This is a genomic window from Variovorax sp. GW822-FHT04E09, assembly GCF_058800845.1.
Window position 1 is genome coordinate 73,414 of the sequence record NZ_JBXAMR010000002.1, and the last position, 15,601, is coordinate 89,014.

The window sequence follows — 15,601 nt, forward strand, 5'->3', positions numbered from 1 at the left end:
ATTCTCAGGTGCCCGGCTTGATGTTGGCGGCCTGGACGACTTGTTTCCAGCGCTTGAAGTCGCGAGCGAGGAAGGCGGCCATTTCGACGCCATCCGAACCCACCGGCTCGGAGGCCTCGGCAAGGAAGCGTTCGCGCACGTCGGGCATCTTGACGATCTTGACGACCTCGGATGACAGCATGTCGGCAATCTCTTTGGGCATACCCGGCGGTGCAACCAGGCCGTACCAACCGCCCATGTCGTAGCCAGGTACACCCGCCTCAGCCATGGTGGGTACTTCGGGCAGCAACGGTGATCGCTTCGCGCTGGTCACCGCGATGGCTTTGAGCTTACCGGTGCGTACCTGAAGCAAGGCAGTGGGAATCGTTGGAAAAGAGATGTCCACGTGGCCTCCGATCAGATCGGTCATGGCCGGGCCCGAGCCGCGGTAGGGGACGTGGTCGAGACGAATCTGTGTCATGACCTGCAGCAGGGCTGCTGAGAGGTGTCCCGGCGACCCGTTGCCCGCTGATGCCTGAGTCAGAGGCTGCTTGCGTGTGCGAGCGAGTGCAAGCAGTTCCTTCAGGTTGTTCGCCGGCACACTCGGGCCTGCTACCAGCACGTTAGGGACCATCGCCAGCAGTGAAATCGGCGTGAAGCCTTTGACTGGATCGTAGGTGGCGCGCTCCTGCAGCAGGGGGTTCGTAGTGAGGCCTAGAGACGACATGAAGAGCGTATAGCCATCCGGCGGCGATTTCGCCGTAGCGTCGCTCGCAATCAGGCCATTGGCACCGGGGCGGTTTTCTACCACCACAGGTTGTCCCAGCGAATCGGCGAGCTTCTGGCCGATCAAGCGCGCGGCCACATCGGTGAAACCGCCCGGTGCGAACCCGACGAGGATCTTGATTGGCCTGTTCGGATAGTCGCTCCGCGCAAAGGCGCCGGGTAGGTATAGCGCTGTAGCCGCCAGAGGCAGGGACAACACAGCTCGCCGCGTGGGGTGCTTTTTCATGCGGTCGCTCCATTCAGTGTGGGCCGGCCTTTTCGCACATTTCACGCAGCCGCTCGACCACGCGCTTGTTCACCAGGATTCCCTGCTTGCGCCGGATCTCACGTTCCCGGAATCCACGCTCGGAAGGAATCCGGATTTCGGAGACGCCCGGTTGGCGCGGCAAGCCCCTGATCTTTTCGAGCAGCTCCTGAAACTCAGAGATGAATTGCTCGGCGGGCATGAGAAGCCCAGGATCGAACGCAATTAGAAGGTAGCCGAAGTCGCTGACTTCACCATTGCGCATACGTGCGCCCGCCATCAGGCCGAGGGCCTGGACGGCAAGCGACAGGCCATAGCCTTTGTGGCCGCCGAAGGGAAGGACGCCGCCTTCGAGTAGTTCACGCGCGTCGCTGGTCGGGTTGCCGTCCTTGTCCACCCCAACGACGTGTGGAAATCGCTCGCCAAGGAATGCCTTCATCAACACTTCACCCGACATGACTGAGGCCGTACCCATGTCGAAGACGAAGGGGTTGTCTTTGCCCGGCAGCGCAATCGCCATCGGGTTGGTTCCCAGTGCTTTCTGAACTGCGCCTTGAGGCACCACCGTCGGCGTGCTGCTGCCGAAGTACACGGCCGCGTAGCCTGCGCGAGCCACCTTCTCGAGGTAGTACGCATTTCGCCCTGCGAACCAACTGTTGCGCAGCCCCACCACTGCGACGCCTGCCGTTCGAACCTTCTCGATCGCGATGTCCGTTGCCCGATTGAGCGAGAGATAGCCCACCTGGTTGCCGCCGTCGAGCAATGCGGAGACCGCCGTTTCCTTGACGACAGTGACGGGGGTCACCGGCTTCTTCAGTTCCGCGCGGTTCGCGATGACCAGAATGCGGGGCAAGCCCGCGAATTCATAGCCCCATGTGGAAGCATCCACCAGGTGCGTAGCGATGGCAGCTGCATCGTCTGGTGAAAAGCCCAGGGTGCCAAGCGCTTCTTCGCCGAGCGCACGCGCCTCGGCCACGCTCATGCGCACGGAATCGTCGTTGTCGCTGTCCAGCAGGTTTTCAGTCATGGCGTGGTTCATTCGATTTGCACTTTGGCCCTCTTGACGACGGGTTTCCATTTCTCCAGCTCGACCGCAACGAAGCTGGAAAACTTCACCGGCTCGCCGCCGATGATTTCGTAGCCGTTCTCGATCAGCTGCTTGCGAACTTCGGGGTCCCCAAGCACCTTGTTGAAGGCTGCGTTAAGTCTTGCGATCACTTCGGGTGGTGTTCCCGTAGGTACGTGGACCCCGTTCCACGAGCTCACGTCGAAGCCCGGGACTCCTTGCTCCGCGATGGTGGGAACATCGGGAAGCACGCCGGTGCGCATCGCGGTCGTGACACCGATCGCGCGCAGTTTTCCCGCCTTGATCTGCGGCGCGAGCACGACAGGCACGCCGAACAAGGCGTCCACTTCGCCCGAGAGCACGGCGGCCAAGGCCGGGCCACCGCCCTTGTAGGGAACGTGCAGCATATTGATGCCGGTAAGCGAAGCGAATAGCTCGCCACCGAGGTGGCCAATGGACCCCTGTCCTGCAGATGCAAAAGCCATCTGCCGCTTCCTTGCAAGTGCTAGCCACTCCTGTACGTTGCGCGCCGGCGACGAAGCATTGACGACAAGGACTTGCGGCACCAGCGAGATGAAGATCACTGGAGCGAAGTCGCTCTCCTTGAAGGGCATCTTCGGATAGACGTGCGGATTGATCGAGTGGGTTGCCGAGTAGGCGAACGTCATCGTGTAGCCATCGGGTGCGGCCTTGGCACCGGCGGATGCGCCGATGTTGCCGCCAGCGCCGCCGCGGTTGTCGATCACGACCGGCTGACCCAGCACTTGGCCCAGCTTCACGTTCAGCATACGGGCGAGCATGTCGGCGCCCCCACCGGGCGGCCAGGGCACGATCCAGCGGATCGGTCGGTCGGGAAAGTTCGTCGCCTGCGCATACCCAACACCGGAATGAAACCCGAAAGCGCACAGCGTCATCGCCGCAGCCATGATGCGAGCGATGACACGTCGCCCAGTATGAAGGGACGTCATGTGCGTGCCTTTCTCATTGCTTCGGCAAACCCAATTCGGTTACGGTTGCCTGCGCCTGGGTCACTTCGCGCGAGAGAAATTGATTGAATTCATCCGGCGTGAGGTTCATCGCCTCCATACCGTCATCGCGGAAGCGGTCTTTGACGGTCTTTGTGCTGGTCGCACTGCGAAGAGCTTCGGAAAGCTTCGCTACGACGTCCTTGGGCGTGCCGGCCGGAGCGACGACGCACAGCCACGTGTAGTAGCTGTAGCCCGGCGCGCCGGACTCCGCAAAGGTGGGCACGTTCGGCAAGGCGCTGATGCGGGACGTGCTTGTGACGCCTAGCGCGCGCAACTGTCCGCCTTTAAGCTTTCCACTGCTGCTGCCGTAGGCTTCGAGAATCATGTCAACGCGACCCGCCATCACGTCGGGCATCGCCGCGCCATTACCCTTGTAGGGCACATGCATCAGCTTGATTCCGAGCTGGTGCATCCACCGCTCGGTGGCAAGGTGAACTGCCGTGCCGACGCCAGCAGACGCGTAGGTGACCTTTCCCGGGTTCGCCTTGGCGGCGGCGACGTATTCGCCCAACGTTTTGTACGGCGCGGTTGGGGCTACGACCATGAGGTAGGGCGAACGGCCCATGAGCCCTACGCCAGTGAAGTCCTTCACCAAGTCGTAACCCGGGTCCTCGCGCACCGCCATCTGCAACGCAATGGTCCCTGCGGTGGCAAGCAGCGTGTAGCCATCGGCGGGCGCGGACTTCACGGCACGGATGCCGATGAGCCCGTCGCCGCCGGCACGGTTATCCACGATGACGGGCTGCTTGAGTGCCTCGCCCATGTGCTGCGCGACCAGTCGCGTGGTGATGTCGGTCAGCCCGCCCGGGGCCGTGTTGACGACGATTCGCACGGGGCGTGTGGGGAACGCATCGGCGGCGAGCGCCGCATGAGAGGTCGCCGCCACCGAGATGAGTGCGACAAGCGCGCGCAGCAGATTGAAAGTCTTCATGGTTTAGTCTCCGAAAAATTGGATTGCGGTGCCGTGGTATGCCGACTCGGCTACGCCGCGCACGGCGCAGGAAATCGGCATAGGTGCGCCGACGCGCAGGCCCAACTCCGCGGCGGTTGCCAAGCTCGCGGTCATGAGTCCGAATTGCTCCCTCGAAACCTTGGTGCCGGCGTTCAATTGCGCGAACACCTCGCGCGACTCGTGGCTCCAGCCCGAGGTCCCGTGAAGGATGCGCGCCATGTCAGGCAGTGCAAGGCCGTGTCTAGAACCCGCGGCCACGCATTCGTAGGTAACGAGCTGTCCGAGTGCCGCCACAGCGGAATCGATCGTCAGCAGGGTGTCAGCGGCATCCTCTCCAGGCGCAGCTCCCAGGGGCGAGTCCACGAAGCGAGTTGCCGCCATAGCCTCGGTGAGGCCGACCATGTCTTCCAGTTTTGCCTGCGGACCGAGCGTGTTCAAGCCGATCTGTAGCAGGCTGCGCACGATGCCGGTAATCGGCATCGGCACGCTCTGTTCCATGCCCAGAGCAGTGGCCTGGTTCACGTCCTTGAGCATCAGCGCCAGCGCGAAGTTAGTCGATGCCTCGCCGCGTGCGATCGCTGGCAGCATCTTCTCGGTGGTCTGGTTGCATCCGCGTCCGGTGTTGAGTGTCTCGGTCATCGCGGCCAGCGACAGCCCCGCCTTCCGGCCCATTGCCACGACTTCGAGCGTACCGAGCCTGCAGGCCGCGTTCATGGCGTTGTTGACGATCTTCATGGCTTGGCCGTCGCCGACCCGCGTGCCGCAGCGATGAATTTTTTCAGTGATCGCACGCAGCACCGGCAGGGCGCGTTCGTACACGTCGTCGGGCGCGGCCGCCATGAGGGTGGTTGCACCTTGCGCGACCACGTGAGGGCTCGCAGATACAGCCGCATCCATCATCGCTACACCGAGCGTTGCGAGGCGGGCCGCCGTCTCGGCGGTCTCCTTCGGCACACCGCTGGTCTGGTCGATGACGAGTTGCCCTGGGGAGAGACCTTCGGCGAGGCCGCCGGAGCCGAAAATGAGGTCGCGCACATCGGCGCTGCGCGGCAGGCACAGCAGGATGACGTCCGACTGCTTTGCGAGCTCCGCCGCTGAAGGCGCCACACGCGCGCCGGCCCGCGCGAGCGGCGCCGCCGCGCGGTTGTTGAGATCCCACACCGTCAGCTCATGGCCTGCGACGAAGCGGCGGGCGAGCTCACTGCCGAGGGCGCCCAGTCCGATATATCCGATTCTCATGGGAATCCTTGTCTCCTATTGTTGTCGCGCTTCTTGATTCAAATGGAACCAGTTCCATCTATTGAAAAAATCACGAAAGCGCAGAACCGCACTGAAATGCCGATGTTCAACTCGCGGGCGGGTTTTGGTCGCGAGCGGTGGACGCCGTCGCTCAACGACCGCTGAACACCGCCTTGCGCTTTTCCTTGAAGGCCTGGATGGCTTCCTTGTAGTCGGCCGTCGATTGCACGACCGCCATGTGCGTCGTCACCGCCTCTAGGCTCGTGCGCAAGTCTGTGCGCAGGCCCTGATACATGAGCTTCTTGATATCGCGTTGCTGTAGCGGCGGACCTTCGGCCAGGCGCTTCGCGAAGGCAAGCGTTTCAGGCATCAGTTTGTCGTCCGCAGTCACGCGGCTCACCAAGCCAATACGCAACGCCTCTTGTGCGTCGACGTGGTCGCCTGTCCAGAGCAACTCGAGCGCGCGCGCCGTTCCGACGAGCCGTGGAAGGAACCAGCAGCCGCCGTTTCCAGGGATAAGCCCCACCTTGATGTAGCCCTCGGAAAAGCGTGCGGACGCTGCGGCGAAGCGGATGTCGCACATGAGTGAGAGGTCCATGCCCGCACCGACCGCAGGACCATTGACGGCGGCGATCAAGGGCTTTTCGAACTGCTCGATCGCGAGGGCAAGTCGCTGGGTATGGGCCAACTGGTTCTTGCGTTCTAGCGGCGTCGGATCTCCCATTTCCTTCGAACGACGGCCGAGGTCGCCACCAGAGCAGAAAGCGTCGCCTGCGCCAGTCAGCACGAAGCAGCGGATCGTCTCGTCGTCGTTGGCCTGTTTCAGCGCTGTCTGCAGTGCCTCAAGCATCTCTTTGCTGGTGGCATTTTTCTTGTCGGGACGATTGAGTGTCGCGACCATTACGCCGTCGTGCGTTCCGAGTTCCAGATCTGCCACGTGTGTCTCCTTGTGCGTTGCTGATTGCAGGTTACTTCGCGGTGGCTTTCGCTCGATGCCGCGCGTGCTCGGCACGTGCTTCGACCAGAGCCGCTTTCAAGCTGCGGTTGATCCAGTGCTTGTTGGCCGCGAACGCCTGCGCGTCTTTTGCCGCAAGCAGATCGGCCGCGGCTTGAGCCGCGCCTTCAAGTTCGGATCGCGCCGCGACGGTGCGAACGAGCCCGCGGGTAAGTGCTTCGCTCGAGGGCATCTTGCGACCGTTCTGGATCAGGTCCAGTGCCAGAGCGCGGCCGCCGATTACGGTGAGGATGTTTGCTCCCGAGAAGCTCGCGATACCGATGTCGATCTCGGGCAGGCCGATGCTCGCGCTGTCTACGGCGACGCATGCATCCGCCATAAGCGCGATCATCGCGCCCGCGCCGGTGGCCGTGCCGTTCAGCGATACGACAACTGGCTTGGGGACGTCGGTGACAGCATCCTGCAACGCTGCCAGCGCGTGCGAGCGGCGCTCGCGCTGCGCGGCAATGTCGCCGTCGGCGGGTTTCTCGCGTACATCGACGCCGGCGCAGAAAACCCGTTCGCCATTGGCCGTGAGGACGATTGCGCGAATGTCCGCGTCATTTGCTGCCAGTGTGATCTGAGCCGTGAGCGTCTCGACCATGGCCACGGTCATCGCGTTCGCCTTGTCTGCGCGGTTTAGCGTAAGCACGAGGTGTGCGCCACGTCGCGCGATAAGAACCAGTTCGTCTTGCGGGGCGTTCATCATGGCCCTTCAGTGCGCGGCGATGGATGCCGTGTTGCGCGGAACGATCAAGGCGTCTACCGCCACGGCGCCTTGCGGCAGCACGAAGATCGGGTTGACATCGACTTCCTGCACCACGTCGCGCGCGGCCCATGCGAATTGCGAGAGCGCCGCGAGCGACTTCGCCACAGCTGCGACGTCCAGGGCGGGGCCACCGCGAACGCCGTCAAGGATGCGGCGGCAATTCAACTCGTCCAGCATTTCGCGCGCGGTTGATTCGCCGAAGGGCGCGATGCGGCAAGACGTGTCCCGCAGGATTTCGGTGTAGATGCCACCGGCGCCCACGACAACGACTGGGCCGAAGACCTCATCGTTCACGACGCCGGCGATTAGCTCGAAGCCGCCGCGCACCATTTCCGACACCAGCACGCCTTCGATGGAGGCACCCGGTGCGCGCGCTTTCGCGTTAGCCAGCACTTCTGCGATCGCCTCTTCCAGCTCGGCGCGCGTTTGGATGCCAATCTTGACGCCGCCGATTTCTGTCTTGTGAGGTATGTCCTTCGAGACGATCTTCACCACCAGCGGCGCTTTCATGTGGTCGAAGACGGAGCCATCCACGCCTTGGACCACGACGTCCTTCGACACCGAAACACCCGCCCTGGAAAGGATGGACTTGGACTGAGTTTCCGACAGCGCTCCCTGCGTCGCGAGCTGCTCGAGCGTGCTGATCAATTCGGATGAAGCGACGTCGATGACGGGATCGGCTGCGCTCAGCTTCGCACGCGCCTGCCGAAAGTCCGCCAGTACGCCCAAGGCCCGCGCGGCACGCGAGGGGGAGGGCAGGACCGGGATGCCGGCTTGCGCAAAATGCGCCATTGCCTCGCCAACTTCACTAGCCGGTGCCGACGAGAAGACGACGATCGGCTTGTCGGTTTCCCTCGCCACACGGCCAAGCACTTCGGCTGCGGCGAGGCTACCGGCTTTGCCGGTCGTCGCGAGATTCACGCACAGTGAATCGGCGTCTGGGTCTGCGAGGACGGCGCGCACGGCTTCGGCGAGCTTCTCCTGGTTGGCAGCCGAGAAGTAGCCGGCGGTAAGGTCGATCGGGTTGTGCACGGCGCCGATGTTCGGCACGACCTTGGCCAGGCGTTCCTGCGTAGGCGGCGCCAGGTCGCACATGGTCACGCCGACACGCTCGCCCGCGTCGGCGAAGACGATGGCGGAGCCGCCCGATACTCCCATCACTGCCGCGCCACGACCTGCCGGGTACTTGCCGGGCACCAGGGCCTTGAGGTAGTCCACCGTTTCGTGCAGTTCCTGGATCTCGATGATGCCGGTCTGCTTGAACAGTGCTTTGTAGAAATCGTAGGTCCCGGTCATGCTGGCCGTATGCGATGCAGCTGCACGCGCGCCCTGTTCGGTCACGCCGCCTTTCCAGAGCAGTACGGGTTTGCCCGCGATGAGGGCGCGACGCCCGACTTCCAACAGCTTGCGCCCGTCGCGCGAGCCTTCGATATACGCGACGATGCAACTAGTGGCTTCATCGTCGATCAGCGCGTCAATGAGTTCGACGGTGTCCACATCCGTTTCATTGCCGGTCGCAATGACGTGGCGGAAACCGATGCCCGCTTCGGCGCAGGCGAGGGCAATGGAATAGCCGAAACCGCCGCTTTGCGTGACCAGTGAGACTGAGCCCTTCTGTAGTTTGGGGGCGCGCGTGATGCTGCCAAATGCAGCGTAGACGTTGGAGTGGATGTTGGCGAAGCCCAGGCAGTTCGGGCCCACGATGCGGATGCCCGCTGCACGCGCTATTTCCATCATTCGGTGTTCGCGCTCGATGCCTTCAGGACCGCTTTCGCGGAAGCCACCGCTTAGCACCACCACGTAAGGCACCTTCTTCGCAGCGCACTGTTCCAACACGGGTAGGACGCCCTGCGCGGGAACACCGATGACGACCAGATCAACCGTATCGGGAATGTCGGCCACCGCGGCATAGCACTTGAGCCCTTCGAACACGGGGTACTTCGGGTTTACGGGGTAGATGGTGCCGGCGTAACCGTTATTGATGAGGGCGCGCACGGCCTGTGAACCGGGGCGGACGGCGTCGTCCGACACGCCAACGACGGCGATGGAACGAGGCTCGAAGAGGTGCTGGAAGTTTTTCATGGGAAAGCAGAAAGGGGCGGGGAGGAGCGTCGACGGGACTGTACTGCGGTCGGCAGAGTACGTCAATAAATTTGGAATCAATTCCGATGGGTGGAACTTCGGATGGTCACGAATGCCGGGGCGCGAAGCGCAGGCGTCTGCCGAGCGTGCTGCCAGCAAGAGTCACCATGCCCATTACCCAGAAGACGCCCGCTGGACCGCTGATTGCAGTCACCGCTCCGAGCACAATCGGGATGGTCACGGCAGAGGCGTTCACCGTCATCATTCGGATTGCCAAGGCCTCGCCTTGCCGGTCGGCTGGCGTGATCTGGTGCAGCATGCTCAGTACCATGGGCTGCACGCAACCCAGGGTCATGCCGATTAGCGCGGAGCCAACGCACATCACGAGCGTCGACGGCGCGAAGGGATACGCAATGATGAGAACGCCCGCAAACGCCACCGCGAGCGTGATCAGTAGCCACTCGGCCAGATGAGCGGCGAACAGTGGGACTGCAATCCGCACTACGGCGACACCTGTGGCGCAGCAGGCCAGGATCGTGCCGATCTGCGAGGCATGCAGTCCGCGCTCATGGCCGAGCACCGGCACCATGAAGGCGTGTAGCTCCCATGAAATTGACATGAACAGGTTCATGAGCAGTAGGACGCTCATATACGGGGCACGTAGCAAGTCCCATGTGGTGCCCGCAGGCTTCGCGGGAGTGCCCTCTGTCGTGCTCTCGGTCGCCATCCTCGACAGCAGCCATGCCGCGATCGGCCATGGGGCCATGATGAGAAACGCGGCACGAAACCCTGCGTGGTCGATGATGAAACCTGCCGCTGCCGGGCCGATGACGATCGCCATCGCTGGGGCCGTTGCGACCCACGTGAAAACCGTACGACGCTGTGCAGGGGTTTGGGCAAGTCGGCCCACGTGTCGCTGCAGCGCGATGGCCGCCGCGCCGGTCGCTCCGCCGCATAGCAGCGCGCACAGACACAAGACGGGATAGATGGGCCAAGTGGCGGCCAAGCACAGGCCCGTGATCGCTGCGATGGTGCTGTAGGTGAGCGGCCGCTTGAGCCCGTTCCGGTCGGCGAATCTGCCCGCTGGCAACGCCAGGAACACCTGCATGAGCGCAAATTGCGCCACAAGCGCACCCACGGCCGCCTTGCTATAGCCCTGCGAGAGCGCGAGGAGCGCTGTCGTGAGCCGAGCGCCAGCCATCGCTGCATGCAGGCAGATCTGGCCGGCGATGCTTCGCGCGATCTCCCAGCCCAGGCGGAGGGCAGGGGGATCTGCGCGACCCGCTGGCATCAGATGCGATTCAGAATGCGGCCGCCGTCAACGAGGAGCGAAACCCCGGTCACGAAAGAAGATTCATCGCAGGCGAGGAAGAGGGCTGCATTGGCCACATCCCAGGCCGAACCCTGGCGGCCCAGAGGCACCTTGGCGGCCCGTTCCTCCTCGATCTGCTCGCGTGACATCTTCCAAACCTTCGAGCGTGTCTCCACCGCCATTGGCGTGCCGATGAGCCCGGGCAGGATGCTGTTGGCGCGGATGTTGAAGGGAGCCTGCTGAAGGGCCAGTTGTTCCGTGAATGCAATCACACCAGCCTTGGAGGCCTTGTAAGCGGCATAAGGGTACTTGCCAGGCCCTGCGGCCGACGCTACGTTCACGATGGCACCGGAGCCTTGCTCCCGCATGATTGCGACCGCGTGCTTGCACGCGAAAACGGTGCCGCGCAAGTTGATGCGCACGACATTGTCAAAATTCTCTTCGGTGATCTCGAGCAAGTCTGCGTCGCCGCCGCCCAGGCTCACGCCCACGTTGTTGTGCAGGATGTCGAGCGAGCCCCAACGCCCTTGCGCTTCGGCCATGACCTCGGCGAGGTCTTTCTCGCGCGCCACATCCACTTCGAACGCTATGGCCTCGAAACCCTCTCCGCGGATGAGTGACGCGGTCTCTTCGGCGGAATCGAGTCGGCGGTCCGCGCACAGCACGCGCGCACCTTCACGCGCGAAACGCATGGCGGCGGCGCGGCCGTTACCGATGCCTTCGCCCGGACTCTGGCCCGCGCCGATGACCACGGCAGTCTTGCCCTGCAGGCGCTGGGCGGGCGTCCAACCCTCGCCTTGTCTTGATGTTGGTTTCATGGGTATTCCTCAGGTCGTAGTGGTGCGCGCTGTGCGCGTCATGCTGTAGGCATTCGTATGGGTTGATGATAACATCGGTTCTGATTGGCAGCATAAGTTCCATTCAGTGAAACTGCATACATCCATCCTCGCAAGGAGAAAAAATGAACTCTCAGACCAGCCTTCTGATTGGCGGTGATTGCGGGCCCACGCACGGCCCTGCACAAGGTTTCCCCATCGAGGGCTATACCGATCTTGTGAAGCCCGCGCTTGATGCCGTGGACCTGCGCTTTGTGAATTGCATGCGCACCTACTCGACGCGCGGTGTGAAGATGGACCATGCGCCGCAGGTCGGTCAGCCCATCGAGATGGCTGACATCTATACCAACGGCAGGTTTGATGCCGTCACCATGGCCAACAATCACAGCTACGACAGCGGCCCGGATGCATTGGTGGACACGCGAGAGCTGCTGAACTCGCGCGGCATCCAGGTGACGGGCGCGGGGCGCAACCTTGCAGAGGCGCGCCGTGCCGCTGTCTTCGAGCGCAACGGCGTGAGGATCGCTTACCTCGGCTACACGTCCGTCGGCCCGGCCGGCAGCGAAGCGGGACCGGACAAGCCCGGCATCGCGCCGATCCGCGTCAAGACTATGTACGAGACGCGCGGCCCGCACCAGCCGGTGCGTGTGCGAACCGAGCCCGACGCGAAGGACCTGGCCAATCTAGTAGAAGATATCGCCAAGCTGCGGCGTGAAGTGGACTTCATTGTGCTGGCCTTTCACGCAGGGGTGATCCGCCTGCCGCGCGTTATCTCTGACTACCAAGTCGCAGTGGCGCACGCGGCGATCGATGCGGGCGCCGACATGGTGGTGGGCCATGCGCCGCACCTGCCAAAGGCGGTCGAGATGTACAAAGGCAAAGCGATCTTCTACAGTATCGGCGTGTTCGCGATGACCAAGTCGTTCCCCGCTCCTTCGTGGAAGGAGCCGGCGTGGATGCACGGTGCCGTTCGAAATCACGCGGATTTGGATCCGGCGTACCCCTTCATGCCCTACGGCAAGGACTGCACGATCAGCCTCCTCGCCAAGGCTGTGGTGGTCAAGGATGGCAGCGCGCGCTATTCGTTCCTACCGGTGATGTTTGACGAGAAGTACCGTCCCGAAGTGCTGCGCCGTGGTGACCCCCGTTTTGAGCAGGTAGTCGACTATATGAAGTGGGCGTCCGAAGACATGCCGCACAGCTTCACCGTCGAGGGCGACGAAGTCGTCGTGTCGGAGTAAGCCATGGACCTCGGTATCAAGGGCAAGGTCGCACTGGTCACGGCATCGAGCGCGGGCATGGGAAAGAATATCTCTAACGCGCTTGCGGCCGAGGGCGTCAACGTTGTGCTGTTCGCTCGTACCGCTGAGAAACTCGAAGCAGTGGCTGCTGAAATCCGTGAAAAGCACGGTGTGAAGGTATTGCCGGTGGCCGGTGACATGCTGGCGCAAACCGATGTTGATCGCTTGGGCGCGGCGGTTCGCCATGAGTTCGGCGGCCTCGACATCCTCGTCCTGAATACGGGCCGCGCGCCCAATCCCCTTCGTGCCACGCTCGAGGAGACTGAGCAGCAGCGCTGGGACGAGGCGTACCAAAATCAGCTGTGGGGTGTCATCCAGGTGGCCAACGGGGTTTTGCCGCTGATGCTTGACCGGGGCTGGGGCCGCATCATTGCGATCACCTCGTCATCGGTCAAGCAACCAATGCCGCATCACAGCCTGTCCACAGTGTTTCGCGCTGGCGTTACGGCCTACATGAAGCACCTGGCCAACGAGGTGGGCGCCCGAGGCATTACGGTGAACTGCGTCGCACCTGCGTTGATCGACACGTCACACCGCACTGGTGGCGCGGCTTACACGCAGGCTCAGGCGGAAGCTCGCAGGAAGCTCACGCCGCTTGGGCGTATGGGCAAGCAGGAAGAGGTATGCGGCGTGGTGACGTTCCTCGCGTCGATGCAGGCCGGCTTCGTCACCGGCTCCAGCATCAACGTCGAAGGCGGGATGGTCGGCGCGATGATCTGACGGCGTCGCCAGCAGCCCCTCAGGGCATCTGCGCGCCGAACTGCAGCGAGATTTCGGCTGCGGCATCCACCGCGAGCTTCACGAATTCCTTCTCGTGCATCTGCATGCGGACACTGGGCCCGCCGATGGACAGGCAGTAGTGGACCTGACCTTCCACGTCCTTGATGGGTGCAGAAATCGCCGACACGCCAAGCAGGCGCTCGCCGTGTGACACGGCAAAGCCCTGCTCGCGCACGGCGGCGATCTCGGCCATCACTTGGGCTTGAGTTTTCTTCATCGCCTTGGCGATCGACGCGGCGATGGGCGTCAGCTCTTTCTTTTCCAGGTAGGCGATCAACACCTTGGTGGCTGAGCCCGCCAGCAGTGGCACCTGCTCGCCGGGCTGGATCACGCTGCGCAGCGCCGACGACGTGGACATCGCATCGATGCACACCCGGTTGCGCCCGACCACGGTGTGGATGGACACGGTCTCTTTGGACTTGTCGGCCAGCTCGGTAATCACTGGCCGGGCGATTTCGCGGATGCCGAGCGTGCTTTTGACGAGGCCCGCGAGGCGCGTGAAGCGGAAGGACAGGCAGTATTGCTGGTCTTCGAGGCGAACGAGGTAGCCTGCTTTCTCCAGGCTCTGCACAATCCGGAAGGACGTGGACTTCGGAAGATCGATGCGGTCGGCGATTTCCTGAAGAGTGAGGGTGTTTCTCTCGGTAGTGAAACTCTCGAATACGGCGAGTATTCGCTGCACGGAACGCATCATGATCGGAGGGGTGGGCAAGAATTCTGTGAAGACTCTAGTAGATCACAGTATCTCACCCACCGGAACCCGAATCACATTGCGTCAGCCACCTCGAACCCGATCATGGCCTTGACCTCGAGGTATTCCTCAAGCCCGTACACACCGACCTCGCGGCCGTTGCCCGATTGACCGTAGCCGCCCATGGGGGCAACCAGGTTGCTGGGGGCACCGTTATAGAAGATGCGGCCTGCGCGTAGACGCTTGCCGACTTCCTTGCCTTCGGCCAGGTCGCCGGCGTAGACGTAGCCGCCGAGGCCGTAGGGCGTGGCGTTGGCGATCGCGATGGCTTCGTCCACGGTCGAGTAGGCCATCACCGAAAGTACCGGTCCGAAAATCTCTTCTCGGGCAATGGTCATTTCTGGGCTGACGTCGGCGAACACCGTGGGGCGGATGTAGTAGCCCTTGTCCAGCCCTTCAGGCCGGCCAGGGCCGCCGCACACCAGACGCGCCCCCTCGTCGATGGCGCTTTGAATGTACTTCTGGATCTTCTCGAACTGCGAGCCGTTCGCGACCGGGCCCATGGTGGTTGCGCTGTCCTGCGGATCGCCGACCTTCAGCTTGGCCACCTCTTGCGTGAGCAACTCCAGCACCTGCTCTACCTGATCCTTGTGCACCAGCATGCGGCTCGGTGAGTGGCAGGATTGCGCGCTGTTGGAGAACCCACGCACGATGTTGAAGCGTGCGGCGCTCGCTAGGTCAGCGTCGGGCAGGATGATGTGCGCCGACTTGCCGCCTAGTTCCTGGCACACGCGCTTGACGGTGTGGGCCGCCGCCTCGGCGACCAGGATGCCGGCTCGCGTGGAGCCCGTGAACGACACCATGTCGACGTCGGGGTGCCTGCAGATGGCGGCACCCACGGTGGGGCCGTCGCCGTTGACGAGGTTGAAAACCCCGGCCGGCACGCCCGCTTCATGGAGCACTTCGGTAAGCAGAATCGCGCTTACCGGCGTGACCTCGCTGGGCTTGACAACCACTGCGCAGCCGGCCGCGATGGACGCCGCGAGCTTGGTCACCAGTGTCTGCAGCGGCCAGTTCCAGGGAGTGATAAGGCCGCACACACCAATCGGCTCGCGGCGGATGATGTTATTGCCCAGACGCGATTCAAACTCGTAGTCTCGCAGGACGGTGACGGCCTGGCGGAACGCCGCCACGGCCGAACCGGTTTGTCCCTTCAATGTTCGGGGCGCCCCCAACTCTGTGGTGATTGCCTCCATGATTTCGTTTTCACGCGCTTCGAGCTTGCGCACGATTTGCTCGAGAAGCTCAATGCGGCTGGACTTGCTCGATTCGCTGAATGACACGAACGCCTTGCGCGCAGCGGCAACAGCGCGGTCCACGTCCTGCGAGCTACCGAGGCTCACCGTGGCAAACACCGTTTCGGTCGCGGGATTGATGAGTTCCTGCGTACGGGCCTGCAGGGGCTGGACCCATTCGCCGTCGATGTAGAAGTTGCCGTAGTGTTTCATGATGAGCCTATTGGGTGTGGGAGGGGAATGGGGC

The 15,601-nt window shown here is 62.9% G+C and carries 14 protein-coding genes; 2 read left to right on the forward strand and 12 right to left on the reverse strand.

Translation table 11 applies throughout. From position 1 onward, the window contains the following. Positions 1–4: 4 nt before the first annotated feature. The 10 genes from AC1RL8_RS07810 to AC1RL8_RS07855 all read right to left on the reverse strand — a co-directional run bounded on the left by AC1RL8_RS07810 (position 5) and on the right by AC1RL8_RS07855 (position 11,269). The gene (locus tag AC1RL8_RS07810) at positions 5–991 is read right to left on the reverse strand and encodes a Bug family tripartite tricarboxylate transporter substrate binding protein (protein WP_492684918.1); all 987 of its coding nucleotides are present in this window, start codon (positions 989–991) and stop codon (positions 5–7) included. A 13-nt stretch (positions 992–1,004) separates the two neighbouring features. Continuing rightward, the gene (locus AC1RL8_RS07815) at positions 1,005–2,036 is read right to left on the reverse strand and encodes an Ldh family oxidoreductase (RefSeq protein ID WP_492684919.1); all 1,032 of its coding nucleotides are present in this window, start codon (positions 2,034–2,036) and stop codon (positions 1,005–1,007) included. A gap of 8 nt (positions 2,037–2,044) precedes the next feature. Beyond that, positions 2,045–3,043, reverse strand: a complete 999-nt coding sequence (locus tag AC1RL8_RS07820) for a Bug family tripartite tricarboxylate transporter substrate binding protein (RefSeq protein WP_492684920.1) — start codon at positions 3,041–3,043, stop codon at positions 2,045–2,047. A 13-nt stretch (positions 3,044–3,056) separates the two neighbouring features. After that, a complete protein-coding gene (locus AC1RL8_RS07825; RefSeq protein WP_492684921.1) occupies positions 3,057–4,034 on the reverse strand; it encodes a Bug family tripartite tricarboxylate transporter substrate binding protein in 978 nt (325 codons plus the stop codon). 3 nt (positions 4,035–4,037) lie between these two features. Further along, complete coding sequence (locus AC1RL8_RS07830; protein WP_492684922.1) at positions 4,038–5,294, reverse strand: NAD(P)-dependent oxidoreductase; 1,257 nt, start codon at positions 5,292–5,294, stop codon at positions 4,038–4,040. A 151-nt stretch (positions 5,295–5,445) separates the two neighbouring features. Continuing rightward, complete coding sequence (locus AC1RL8_RS07835) at positions 5,446–6,231, reverse strand: enoyl-CoA hydratase/isomerase family protein (RefSeq protein ID WP_492684923.1); 786 nt, start codon at positions 6,229–6,231, stop codon at positions 5,446–5,448. Between the two features lie 31 nt (positions 6,232–6,262). Continuing rightward, positions 6,263–6,994 (reverse strand): enoyl-CoA hydratase/isomerase family protein, encoded by a 732-nt coding sequence (locus AC1RL8_RS07840; protein ID WP_492684924.1) that lies wholly within the window; start codon positions 6,992–6,994, stop codon positions 6,263–6,265. A 9-nt stretch (positions 6,995–7,003) separates the two neighbouring features. Further along, positions 7,004–9,139 (reverse strand): acetate--CoA ligase family protein, encoded by a 2,136-nt coding sequence (locus tag AC1RL8_RS07845; RefSeq protein ID WP_492684925.1) that lies wholly within the window; start codon positions 9,137–9,139, stop codon positions 7,004–7,006. A 106-nt stretch (positions 9,140–9,245) separates the two neighbouring features. Further along, on the reverse strand, positions 9,246–10,430 hold the full coding sequence (locus AC1RL8_RS07850) for an MFS transporter (protein ID WP_492684926.1): 1,185 nt from the start codon (positions 10,428–10,430) through the stop codon (positions 9,246–9,248). After that, positions 10,430–11,269: an SDR family NAD(P)-dependent oxidoreductase gene (locus AC1RL8_RS07855; protein ID WP_492684927.1), complete on the reverse strand. Its 840-nt coding sequence runs from the start codon at positions 11,267–11,269 to the stop codon at positions 10,430–10,432. The genes AC1RL8_RS07850 and AC1RL8_RS07855 overlap by 1 nt, the downstream gene beginning before the upstream one ends. A gap of 143 nt (positions 11,270–11,412) precedes the next feature. Between AC1RL8_RS07855 and AC1RL8_RS07860 the strand changes: the two genes are divergently transcribed. Beyond that, positions 11,413–12,528 (forward strand): CapA family protein, encoded by a 1,116-nt coding sequence (locus tag AC1RL8_RS07860; protein ID WP_492684928.1) that lies wholly within the window; start codon positions 11,413–11,415, stop codon positions 12,526–12,528. Between the two features lie 3 nt (positions 12,529–12,531). Next, positions 12,532–13,308, forward strand: a complete 777-nt coding sequence (locus AC1RL8_RS07865; RefSeq protein ID WP_492684929.1) for an SDR family oxidoreductase — start codon at positions 12,532–12,534, stop codon at positions 13,306–13,308. A 19-nt stretch (positions 13,309–13,327) separates the two neighbouring features. Here the strand turns inward: AC1RL8_RS07865 and AC1RL8_RS07870 are convergent, their stop codons facing one another. After that, entirely contained in the window at positions 13,328–14,062 is a 735-nt protein-coding gene (locus AC1RL8_RS07870; protein WP_492684930.1) for an IclR family transcriptional regulator, read from the reverse strand. A gap of 71 nt (positions 14,063–14,133) precedes the next feature. After that, positions 14,134–15,567, reverse strand: coding sequence for an aldehyde dehydrogenase family protein (locus AC1RL8_RS07875; RefSeq protein ID WP_492684931.1), 1,434 nt, complete (start codon positions 15,565–15,567; stop codon positions 14,134–14,136). Positions 15,568–15,601: the final 34 nt, after the last annotated feature.